At 39.6% G+C, this 10823-nt stretch carries 12 protein-coding genes; 4 read left to right on the forward strand and 8 right to left on the reverse strand.

Annotated elements, in window-relative coordinates; translation table 11 throughout:
• Positions 1-356 precede the first annotated feature (356 nt).
• From ABZA00_RS14030 to rpoE, 4 genes are read right to left on the reverse strand one after another with little or no spacing between them, the layout of a single operon-like run.
• A complete protein-coding gene (locus ABZA00_RS14030; protein WP_372882784.1) occupies positions 357-782 on the reverse strand; it encodes a SoxR reducing system RseC family protein in 426 nt (141 codons plus the stop codon).
• Positions 783-810: 28 nt separating this feature from the next.
• A complete protein-coding gene (locus ABZA00_RS14035) occupies positions 811-1818 on the reverse strand; it encodes a MucB/RseB C-terminal domain-containing protein (protein WP_372882785.1) in 1008 nt (335 codons plus the stop codon).
• Between the two features lie 8 nt (positions 1819-1826).
• Positions 1827-2372 (reverse strand): sigma-E factor negative regulatory protein, encoded by a 546-nt coding sequence (locus ABZA00_RS14040; protein ID WP_372882786.1) that lies wholly within the window; start codon positions 2370-2372, stop codon positions 1827-1829.
• Positions 2373-2384: 12 nt separating this feature from the next.
• Positions 2385-2963: an RNA polymerase sigma factor RpoE gene (gene rpoE / locus ABZA00_RS14045; protein WP_372882787.1), complete on the reverse strand. Its 579-nt coding sequence runs from the start codon at positions 2961-2963 to the stop codon at positions 2385-2387.
• 226 nt (positions 2964-3189) lie between these two features.
• Here rpoE and nadB point away from each other — a divergent pair, with 226 nt between their 5' ends.
• Positions 3190-4818, forward strand: a complete 1629-nt coding sequence (gene nadB, locus ABZA00_RS14050) for an L-aspartate oxidase (RefSeq protein WP_372882788.1) — start codon at positions 3190-3192, stop codon at positions 4816-4818.
• Here nadB and ABZA00_RS14055 read toward each other — a convergent pair.
• Positions 4815-5267: a hypothetical protein gene (locus ABZA00_RS14055; RefSeq protein WP_372882789.1), complete on the reverse strand. Its 453-nt coding sequence runs from the start codon at positions 5265-5267 to the stop codon at positions 4815-4817. The genes nadB and ABZA00_RS14055 overlap by 4 nt on opposite strands.
• Positions 5239-5490 (reverse strand): succinate dehydrogenase assembly factor 2, encoded by a 252-nt coding sequence (locus ABZA00_RS14060; protein ID WP_372882790.1) that lies wholly within the window; start codon positions 5488-5490, stop codon positions 5239-5241. Before ABZA00_RS14060 ends, ABZA00_RS14055 begins: the two co-directional genes overlap by 29 nt.
• Before the next feature lie 300 nt (positions 5491-5790).
• Between ABZA00_RS14060 and ygfZ the strand changes: the two genes are divergently transcribed.
• From ygfZ to metJ, 3 genes are all read left to right on the forward strand, one after another.
• Positions 5791-6771 (forward strand): tRNA-modifying protein YgfZ, encoded by a 981-nt coding sequence (gene ygfZ, locus ABZA00_RS14065; RefSeq protein ID WP_372882791.1) that lies wholly within the window; start codon positions 5791-5793, stop codon positions 6769-6771.
• A gap of 178 nt (positions 6772-6949) precedes the next feature.
• Positions 6950-9466 carry a class I adenylate cyclase gene (locus tag ABZA00_RS14070; protein ID WP_372882792.1) on the forward strand — a complete coding sequence of 839 codons (2517 nt, stop codon included), beginning with the start codon at positions 6950-6952 and terminating at the stop codon, positions 9464-9466.
• A gap of 91 nt (positions 9467-9557) precedes the next feature.
• On the forward strand, positions 9558-9800 hold the full coding sequence (gene metJ / locus ABZA00_RS14075) for a met regulon transcriptional regulator MetJ (protein ID WP_372882793.1): 243 nt from the start codon (positions 9558-9560) through the stop codon (positions 9798-9800).
• A 45-nt stretch (positions 9801-9845) separates the two neighbouring features.
• Here metJ and slmA read toward each other — a convergent pair whose 3' ends face one another.
• Positions 9846-10448, reverse strand: a complete 603-nt coding sequence (slmA, locus tag ABZA00_RS14080; RefSeq protein WP_372882794.1) for a nucleoid occlusion factor SlmA — start codon at positions 10446-10448, stop codon at positions 9846-9848.
• Between the two features lie 34 nt (positions 10449-10482).
• Positions 10483-10823: dUTP diphosphatase (gene dut, locus ABZA00_RS14085; protein ID WP_372882795.1), on the reverse strand; the 341-nt coding region annotated here is incomplete at its 5' end.

The following is a 10823-nucleotide window of genomic DNA, read 5'->3' on the forward strand; positions in this document are numbered from 1 at the left end:
ATTGATTGGTAATCTTCACAAGTGAAGTTACCTGATTTTTTTGAAATCATATCAACAATGAATGTCCACACAGATTGTTTGATTAAATTGTTAAAGAGCGTGCCTTTCGGCGAGGTGCGTATAATACGCGCCTTTTGAACTGAGTCAAGGTTTATTATTTAAGATTTTTAAATCTGAATTAACACCTTTAAAAACCAACCTTTTTCGTTCTCAGAAGCGGCTTGACTTGCGTCGTTCCCGTTTCCGTGGATGCGCATTATAGGGATTTAGATCACCATGGCAAGTTTTTATTTGCAAATATTTCAATTAAACGCGCGAATGAGCAATTTACAATCAACCCGCTTTTTAATTGAACATTATTTTATAAATTTGCTAGTGATTATTTGATTGATGTGTTTTTGGGGGAATATTTTTTTGCTTATTATACGGGTAATAGCAAGACCAACTGCCGCACAGGCCATAGCAATTAATATAATTAATGCTTCGTTATCAATCTGGAGTTGTTTAGCTATTAGTGCACTGCTGATAAAAAAGATAAGGGGAACAAGGTAAACTAACACGGCACTTTTTATTAGATCGTTATTATTGATATGTAATTCAACAAATTTATCAACCTCCATTCCCTCTTCATAGGGAACAGTAAAATGCTGCGTTTTATCAGAAAATGTTTTTGAAACCACCCCGACACCACAATTACTGTTATTTTGACATGATGAACAGGCTGATTTTGAGACACATTCGATATGTGCAATGCTTTTACCATTCACTTTTTCTACTGCCAATATTTTTCCTGTTTCGCGTACCATAGTTTTATTTGACCATTGAGATTGATTCGATTAAACGCTTGGCTGTTGCAACAGGAATTTCACCTATCACATTAATTTCAACATTATCTTGTTGATAGGTGTATAAAACTGTCGCGCCACGTTGGATGACTTTTTGCTTGTTTTCCAGAGCGATTTTTTTAGCTGCTATATAAACTGAAACAGAGACAATACCATCGGTTAACATTATGTAGGAAACAGGTTCATTTTGATACATTACTAATTTATGCTGATCATCTTTAACAACTTTGAAACCTGTCGGCAGCCAACCAACCTGCCATAATGATGCCTGATGATTTGAGGTTGGTGAAAAATTAATTAGTTCCGGCAATTGCTGATGGGTTAAACTCTCCAGCCATGGGTTAATTTGAGCGCTGACTTGTAATGAAACAACCATTATCTGTTCTAAAATAAGATTTGCGTTGTTCAACGTATCTAATCGCAAGGGTAAATAGCTGTCAGTATCTATCCAAACAATATAACTATAACGATATTGATCTTTACTGATCATCCTTATTGCCATTGCAGTTTTACCGGCAATACGCCCTTTTCCTAAAATGATATACTCGTAGGATTCCACCCCTTTATCGTAATCAAAATTAGCAATGTTTGCAAAAACACTCTGGTTTTGCGCGGATTGTAAAGTGTAGGCTTGTGCGCCCTGTTCGAAATAACTGATCTTTCCCTGGTATTGCAAAGACTCGCGCATTGCACCGTTTAGATAGCGAAAATATGCAATTTCTTCTTTGTTTATCACCCCGTGGATTAATTGTTTCGGTTCAACCGTATTTTTTAAGTTATTTAAATACAGCATCTCATAATTTAAGTTTTTATACGCCCTCTGCATAAGTTGCAGGTATTCGATGGCGGTCAGCCCCTCTTTTTTTTCTATCTTTGATTCAAGGGATTGTGTTGATTGAAGCGCAAATACCGCACTACTAATAAAAACAAGGGCAACACTAATTAAAGATGAAAAACATAAGCGTAGCTTCATTATTTACCCTAAGGTTGTGTCTGCAACTGTAATTGATGGTCATTTAATAAAGCTTCCAACCGCTCATTATGCTCTTTAGCATCCTGTAGCAATTGTTTTTGAGTTGCCTGCAAACTAACCGGGGTTGCACCGCCTAAAGGCACCGTTTTTAAAACTTCAAGCCCGGTATTGTTATCAACTGCCGGCTCAGAAGTCATTAAACTTGTTAACACTACCACACCGGCAACAGATGCTGCGATTGCATATTGCCCGAAACGTTTAGCAAAAGAGATAACATTATTTTCAGTCTGGCGCGCTATTTTGTCAGACGATTTTTCAAGAACAACCACTGAATCAATATTACCTTGTTGTTTTATTTTGGCCATTACTTGCTGACTAATATCGATGTCAATAAACTGATCGGTAACTTCGCCACGCATTACATCTCCGATTAAATGATAACGGGAGAACTGTTCCTGCTTCTCCTGACTGGTAAGCAGTTCACTTATCAAGTGTTCCTCAATAAGAAGCTCATTGTCAACAGTTGCTGATAGTTGTTCATTCATGTCTTTCATTTTGGTTCCCAATTAATTTTCTAATAAAGGTTTCAAATGCTTATCGATCATTTCACGGGCTCTAAAAATACGTGAGCGAACCGTCCCTATAGGGCAATCTTCAATAATGGCGATTTCTTCATAACTCATCCCTTCAAGCTCCCGGAATGTAATCGCAGATTTAAGTTCTGCCGGTAATTGCTCGATAGTCGTCAAAATCACTTTTTTTATTTCCTGAGATCGTAATACACCCTCAGGGCTGTCAACTTCTCTTAGTGCGTCACTACCGTCAAAACCCTCAGCTTCCATCGCATCAATATCAGAGGCAGGCGGACGACGGCTTTGACTCGTTAAATAATTTTTGGCTGTGTTAACAGTAATTCGATACAGCCAGGTATAAAACGCACTGTCCCCACGGAAGGATGGCAGAGAGTTATATACCTTAATAAATACCTCCTGAGTTACATCTGCAATATCTCCAGTATTCCGCACATAACGCGTTAAAATATTGGCAACCCGGTTTTGATATTTTCTAACCAACAATGTAAAAGCAGCTTGTTCCCCGTTTTGAATACGACGAACCAGTTGTAAGTCTAAATCACGCTCACTCATCAGAGCTTCTCTACCTATTAATGATGGTGAGCCTTATGAGCACCCACACTTATGACTTTGAATAAAAAAGAAAGTTCCAAAAAAATTTTAAAGAAGCCATTTTTTGAACCTGCATTACATTTAATATACCTAAAGTAGTTGAAAAGTATAGGTTCTCATTTTAAAGTGAGGGTGTATACCCAAGCCCGACCAACACCCCCTATTCATAAACAGAGCATATAACGCCATGACAGAAAGTAAATCAATAACTGAACAGCAACATAATTGTGACGTCCTAATTATTGGTGCAGGTGCAGCTGGACTTTCATTGGCACTAAAACTTGCACCTTTTGCCAAAATTAATGTTTTAAGCAAAGGTAAACTTTCTGAAGGCTCAACCTTATATGCACAAGGAGGCGTTGCTGCAGTCTTTTCTGATGATGATGATATTGAAGCTCATATTCAGGATACGTTAGTTGCAGGTGCTAATTTATGTGATGAAGAGGCCGTACGCTTTACCGTGAGCAACGGTAAAGAGAGTATTCAATGGTTAATTGATACCGGTGTTGATTTTGATACTGAAGTTAACGAACAGGGTGAAACACAATACCATCTCACAAGGGAAGGCGGGCATTCCCATCGCCGCATTTTACATTCAACAGATGCAACCGGAAAAGAGATCGAAAACACCTTGTTAAGTGCCGTAAAAGAACATAAAAATATCAATTTAATGGAAGGTTATAATGCGATTGATTTAATCACCAGCCGAAAATTAAACCTGCCGGCAAACCGTGTGTTAGGTGCTTATGTCTGGAATCGTAAAGCGGAGCGGGTTGAAACAATTAAGGCTCACTTTATAACGCTGGCAACGGGCGGTGCCAGTAAAGTTTATCAATATACCAGTAACCCGGATGTTTCCAGCGGTGATGGCATTGCACTGGCATGGCGGAGTGGTTGCCGTATTGCCAATATGGAATTTAATCAATTCCATCCAACCTGTTTATATCATGCTGATGCTAAAAACTTTTTGTTAACCGAAGCCCTGCGTGGCGAAGGCGCCCACCTGCTGCGCCCTGATGGTACACGCTTTATGCCTGATTTTGATGAGCGTGCCGAACTTGCTCCTCGAGATATCGTTGCCCGCGCTATCGACTATGAGATGAAGCGTTTAGGTGCTGACTGCATGTATTTAGATATCAGCCATAAATCAAAAGAATTTATTGTTAAACATTTTCCCACTATTTATCGTCGCTGTCTGTTGCTCGGCATTGATATGGCCCACCAGCCAATTCCCATCGTGCCTGCGGCTCACTACAGCTGCGGCGGTGTGATGATTGATCATCATGGACAAACAGACATAGATGGTTTGTATGCCATTGGCGAAGTCTCCTATACCGGTTTACATGGTGCAAACCGCCTGGCATCCAACTCCTTATTAGAGTGCGTTGTTTATGCACATGCCTGCGCTAAAGATATTATTAACCGCCTTCCTTTTTATAAGGAAAGAAAATTTGCAGTTATCCCTGACTGGGATGACAGTCAAGTAGAGAACTCAGATGAAGCCGTTGTTATTCAGCATAACTGGCACGAACTGCGACTGTTTATGTGGGATTATGTCGGTATTGTCAGAACAGATAAACGACTGGAGCGGGCGCTGCGTCGGGTACAGTTATTACAGCAGGAAATCGATGAATATTATAGTAACTTTAAAGTAAGCAACAGCTTGCTGGAGTTAAGAAATTTAGTACAAGTTGCTGAAATAATAATCAAAAGTGCAATGAAGCGCAAAGAAAGTCGCGGTTTACACTACAATTTGGATTATCCTAAACAACTGGATAATCCGCAGCCGACCATTTTAAGTCCTGAAAAAGACTAGCGCATGCTGCTAATTAATCGGGCCAACAGCCTGTATTCATCAGCTTTAACGGCGTCCTTATAGATAACAATAAATTTTGCCGGGTATTTCTTTTTAGTTATTAACTCTGAGAAATCCCCCGGACTGCCCTGCAAATGTAGAAACAGACAAAAGCTGTTATAGAAAGAAGACGGGCCTAATTCTCCGCTAAACAGCTGCTGCTCGGCATCAACAACAGCTACTTTCCCGGTATCACTGAGTTTTATTTCGCAGGTTTTGGCAGAGGCACTCTTCCCCGCATAAAGGGCAATGATTAATAAACACAAAGAAAATAGCAGACTTAACCAGGTTAACCCGACAATCGCCAGCACAAATAAAATAAGAGAAAAGTATAGGACAAAAACAGTCACCCCCCCATAAACAGAGGTGCTTACCGAAATGTTATACTTTAACGCGCTTGAGCATGACATCGATCATCTTAGCCTGTTCGGCATCAGGGCAGTTTTTATGCCCCATAAACCATGCAAACAAATCAGGATCTTCATTCGTTAATAAACGCTCAAAGATTAACTTGTCACGGTCAGATAAGTTATCATAAGCTTCATTAACAAAAGGGATAAATAACACATCGAGCTCTAACATTCCTCGACGACACGCCCATAATAAACGCGATTTATTGACGGCTTCAGCCATTACTTTTTTCCTATTTAACATAAAGTACGCATATACCCAAACTACTTGAAGATGCAAATTCAGAGTTTCACCCGAGGGGCAGGGCGATAAACGATGATCTTCGTTGCTATAATTTAGAACATCTAGATCATCAACCTCCTGCCTGGAACCTCATCATTAATCATCTTACTGATTCTTGTATCTTGGAGTGGTTGGGCATGCATCATAACAACAACAAATTATTCACAGCAACTACTGACAAATTAGGTTGTGAGCTATACCATTGTAAAACTACATAATCCTATATAAATGAGGTCTAAAATGTTAAAACTGAGTCAACTCAAAGATATTAGCCAACTTCCCGACTTGGTATTATGCCCGCTGGATAGCTGGGACTTAATCAGTGTAGCAGGCGAAGATCGTATCACTTTTTTACAAGGGCAACTTACCTGTGATTTGACCAATTTAAAACCAGGACAACAAACACTGGCCGCCCAGTGTAACCCTCAGGGTAAAGTCTGGAGTATTTTCCGGGTCATAGTATTAAAAGATCGGGTGCTATTGACACAACCCAAGTCAGTGACAGCTAAGCAACTGCCAGAATTACAAAAATACGCAGCCTTTTCAAAAGTTGAAATAAAAAAAGAAACTGAATATCAGATATTTGGTTTAGCCGGATGTAAATCTGCTGCTTATATCGCTAAAAATGCAGATGCCTCAGCCATTCACGATCAGAGCCGCCTGCTGGAAGGTGACAAAGGTGTGATCATTAAACAGCCCTACCCGTCACTGCGTTATTTAATGATCATAAAAAATGAGCAGGCAAAGGAGTTAATCGAAGATATTAAAGATCAAGCGAGTATTTACGATGACAGTTTGTGGAATGCCATGAATATTGCTTCAGGTGTTGCCTTTATCGAGCAGGAAACGTCAGGATTATTTATTCCGCAGATGCTAAATCTGCAAGCACTTGATGGTATCAGTTTCACTAAAGGTTGTTATATTGGCCAGGAAACGATTGCACGGGCAAAATACAGAGGGGCTAACAAACGGGCATTATTTATTCTTACCGGGCGCGCAACTAAAGCCCCGAAAGCAGGGCAAAATGTACAGGTTTTATTAAATGATAACTGGAAACGCGTTGGTACCATTATATCAGGATGCCAATACGGAGATGGACATATCGAAGTATTAGCCGTCTTACCAAAAGACAGTAATGCCGGCGATGTTTACCAAATACAAGAGATCGAAGGCTCGGCCCTTTATTATGCTCCGCTTCCCTATGAAATAGAAGAAGAATAACCCGCCGTATAAATAATGGGCAGCACCTGATTATTAAACAATTCAGGTTTTGCCCTGTCAATATAATTAAAATCACAAACCCATATAAAAAAGATGACATTTACCAGTACAGCAAAAAAGGATATACTGGTCACACTTTATTGACCCCTTCGTTCATTGATTTAAAGCAGGTTCGCGATTGAATCCAGAAATAAAAAGATTACGTGATAAGGCCGACGAATATACTCGCCTGCGGATACAATCAGCTGAACAGTTGATGAACGATATTGAACTTACTGTATTTCAGACTTTTCCTCTTTTATTCCATTATAATCATCCCAATCTGCCAGGATATATAAACGCGGATACACCAGCGGGTATACAGCAATTTATCCCCGCAGAAGAGCAAAAAAAACAACTGAATAGATTGTTCACCTATCAGGCAGAAACGCAGAAAAAGAGACAGTCTTTAGACTTGATCGGCTTATATGCCATGGGGAGCACAGCATCAATCGGTCAATCGTCGGAAAGTGATCTGGATATTTGGGTTTGTTACCCGCATCAGCTTGACGAAGCGCGGGTTAAGCTCCTGGAGGCGAAGTCCTGGGGAATCAGCCATTGGGCGGACTGTCATGGTGTCGAACTTAATTTTTTCTTAATTCCTGATAATAAATTCCGCACTGATAACAATGCAGATATGACCACCGATTCATGTGGCACGTCGCAACATCTATTATTACTTGATGAATTTTACCGCACTGAATTACATATCGCGGGAAAACCCATTTTATGGTGGCAAATTCCCGTTGAACATGAAAAAAATTACGATAAGTATGTTCAAAATCTTTATGATAAAGGTGAGTTAAATCCCGATGATTGGTTAGATCTCGGTGGATTTGACCGTATTCCCGCAGAAGAATATTTTGGCGCAACCCTATGGCAGTTATACAAGGGGATCGATACTCCTTATAAAGCAGTATTAAAAACTATTCTGATGGAAGCCTACTCATGGGAATACCCTAATACTGAGTTAGTTGCAATGCGTTATAAGAAACGCTTTCAAGAGCAGGAGCTTGATACTGAGAAACTTGATCCTTACTTCCTGATGCTGGAAAAAGTCACCTGGTATTTAAGCAAGATTAATGATCTTAGGCGGCTTGAAGTCGTACGAGCCTGTTTCTACCTAAAAACGGAAGAGAATCTTTCACAAGCTTCTAAAAACAACCGTACCTCCTGGCGGCGTGCTGTATTAACTAAACTTGTCACTCAGTGGGGTTGGGATAAGCAGCAAATTGCTGATTTAGATAATCGTAAAAACTGGAAAGTGAAAGCTGTAAGTAAAGCCAAAGATGTTTTACTTGAAACGCTGATGACAAGTTACAGCAAACTCCTTAGCTTCGCACGTGATAACAATATTGGAGAATCAATCAGTGCGGAAGACTTGGGTATATTGTCACGTAAACTGTATGCAGCGCACGAAAGCTTACCGGGTAAAGTGGATTTAATTAATCCTAAAATATCACCGGATCTGTCTGAGCCCAATCTAAGTTTTATTCAAGTACCGGAGGGCAGAAAAAACCCTGCCGGATGGTATCTGTATAACTGTCCACTTGATAATAAATCCTTGATGCATAACAAGAAACTAATGTATTCCAGGTATATTTCAAAATTAGTATCTTGGTGCCATTTGAATGGATTGTATGAAGAAGAGACGCAATTATATATATACAATCAAGGTTCTGATCTTGTGGATAAAAAATTAAATCAGTTTATTCAAGATCTTTACTCGGTGTTTCCAATTTTTGTCCCGAAAGCAAGCAATAAAGCACTAAGCAGACCTTGTGAAGTTAAACATTTAACCATTTTCTTAAATCTTGAAAGGGATCCAACCCGCTATTGGGAAAGCACCCCGGAAAGCGAGGATAATCAGGAAGGTGACGTTTTTTCTTACGGTGAAGATAACGAATGTTTAATTGGCAGTATCGACCTCATTTACCGAAACTCCTGGAATGAAGTGCGCACGCTCCATTTTAACAATAACGAATCTGTTATTGATGCACTGGAAACTATTTTAGGAAAAATGCACCAGGAAGCGTTACCACCAGAGCAAATAGATCTATTTTGTTACAGCCAGCAGTTTCAAGCACAAATCAGTCAGGCATTTAGCTCAAAACTCGATGAATACATTCAGGTACGCCTGGATTCTCTGGCTCAACGCTCGGTACAGACATTATGGGTAGGCGACAAAAAATTCGCTTTTTATTTTGAACGTGCCGGCGTTTCAGTACAGCAGTTAGACAACTCGGTTGATATTTACAGCCATATTTCCAGTAAAAAAGTATCAAGCAGCGCACTTAATTTAAAAAATACTTATTATGCCAAAACCGCATCCGTGATCGGATCTCATATCAGCGAAGGCATCATTCAGTTCTTTTTTGAAAATTATCCTGGTGGCTTTAACGTTTACATTGCCAATGCAGATAACGAAGTAGAAACATTTCATAGTTTTACAGGCAGCAAACATGATTTGGTGCAAAACGTAAATAGATTCTATGCTTCAAACAGCCTAAAAAACAATAGCTTAGATGAAAGTATAAACTTTAATTTGCCACAATTTTATGAAATTAAACAGGCTCAAAATAACCAACTGCTCTTAACATCGTTTAGCAGCACAATTAAAACCGATGAAAAGCAAACCACGCACAATAATAACTGACACTATAGACATCTAGACCTCTTGACGTATAGATTGCCAAAATAAGCGATAACCGTTAAAATGCCCTTTCTGATTATATGGGGTAATAAAGATGTCTACAAAATGGAATGGTGAATATATCAGCCCTTATGCTGAACACGGTAAGAAAAGTGAACAAGTTAAAAAAGTAACAGTATCCATCCCGACTAAAGTATTGAAAATACTTACCGATGAACGCACCCGTCGCCAAATAAATAATTTACGTCATGCCACGAATAGTGAATTGTTATGTGAAGCCTTTCTGCATGCTTATACAGGACAACCACTTCCGGAAGATGAAGATCTGGAAAAATAACTGAATGAAGATGCGGGTTCGCCATCAATAGATAATCTTCTGTCATTAACTTTGCTGTAACTGCCTGTACAAAAATGCCCATTGCATATTAAAGTGCTGTGTGGGTTTTTGCTTAAACTGACTGCGGACAAACTGGCTCATACGCCCTTCGACATAAGCAAGCAATAAATTAGCGATAACAGTCTCATCAATACTAAGCTTATCGCCATCAAGAATCGGTTTTTCTCTTAACACCTGCTTGACTTGTGACTCCAGCTTGGAAAATACATGTTCAATACGTATTTGCAACCGCCCGTTTTCTCCTAATAAAGCATCTCCGGTTAAAATACGTGTAATACCCGGATTTTGCTCCGCAAAACCTAATAAAAAATACAAGATATGTTCGATACGTGTAAACGTTTGTTTTTGTTGTGCTTTAATTAAGTTTATTTGAGTGAATATAGTTGATTCGATGTAATCGATCAGACCTTCAAACATACGCGCTTTACTTGGAAAATGACGATATAAAGCAGCTTCTGACACCCCGACTTCAGCAGCTAATTTAGCAGTTGTAATACGCTGTCCCGGCTGGCCTTCAAGCATCTTAGCTAGTGCACGTAAAATATCTTCCTTGCGGTTTACTTTTTTTTTGGTTAATTGTGCCACCATTGCTTACAACTTCCTTTGTCTTTTTAATCCGATATTAATGTTTGCCTGAGTGACCAAATCCACCCTCTCCACGCTCTGACGCATTAAATTCATCAACAATTTCAAATGTCGCCTGTACTACGGGGAGAAAAACCAGCTGCGCCAACCGCTCTCCCGGCTCAAGAGCAAAGCTCTCTTTACCTCTATTCCAGCAGGAAACCATTAATGGACCTTGATAATCAGAATCAATTAATCCCACTAAATTTCCCAGCACGATGCCATGCTTATGGCCTAACCCTGAGCGCGGTAAAATGGTTGCCGCCAGTTTAGGATCTGCGATATGGATTGCAATCCCGGTTGGAATTAACTTTGTTTCTCCCGGCTCAATAATTAATG

This window comes from Psychromonas sp., assembly GCF_041586535.1.
Taxonomy (GTDB): Bacteria; Pseudomonadota; Gammaproteobacteria; order Enterobacterales; family Psychromonadaceae; genus Psychromonas.

Bases quoted from the DNA above. Each gene is read 5' to 3' on its own strand.
- rpoE (WP_372882787.1), bottom strand. From the start codon at position 2,963: ATGAGTGAGCGTGATTTAGACTTACAACTGGTTCGTCGTATTCAAAAC.
- ABZA00_RS14040 (WP_372882786.1), bottom strand. From the start codon at position 2,372: ATGAAAGACATGAATGAACAACTATCAGCAACTGTTGACAATGAGCTT.
- ABZA00_RS14060 (WP_372882790.1), bottom strand. From the start codon at position 5,490: ATGGCTGAAGCCGTCAATAAATCGCGTTTATTATGGGCGTGTCGTCGA.
- metJ (WP_372882793.1), top strand. From the start codon at position 9,558: ATGTCTACAAAATGGAATGGTGAATATATCAGCCCTTATGCTGAACAC.
- ygfZ (WP_372882791.1), top strand. From the start codon at position 5,791: ATGTTAAAACTGAGTCAACTCAAAGATATTAGCCAACTTCCCGACTTG.
- ABZA00_RS14035 (WP_372882785.1), bottom strand. From the start codon at position 1,818: ATGAAGCTACGCTTATGTTTTTCATCTTTAATTAGTGTTGCCCTTGTT.
- nadB (WP_372882788.1), top strand. From the start codon at position 3,190: ATGACAGAAAGTAAATCAATAACTGAACAGCAACATAATTGTGACGTC.
- slmA (WP_372882794.1), bottom strand. From the start codon at position 10,448: ATGGTGGCACAATTAACCAAAAAAAAAGTAAACCGCAAGGAAGATATT.
- ABZA00_RS14055 (WP_372882789.1), bottom strand. From the start codon at position 5,267: ATGTCATGCTCAAGCGCGTTAAAGTATAACATTTCGGTAAGCACCTCT.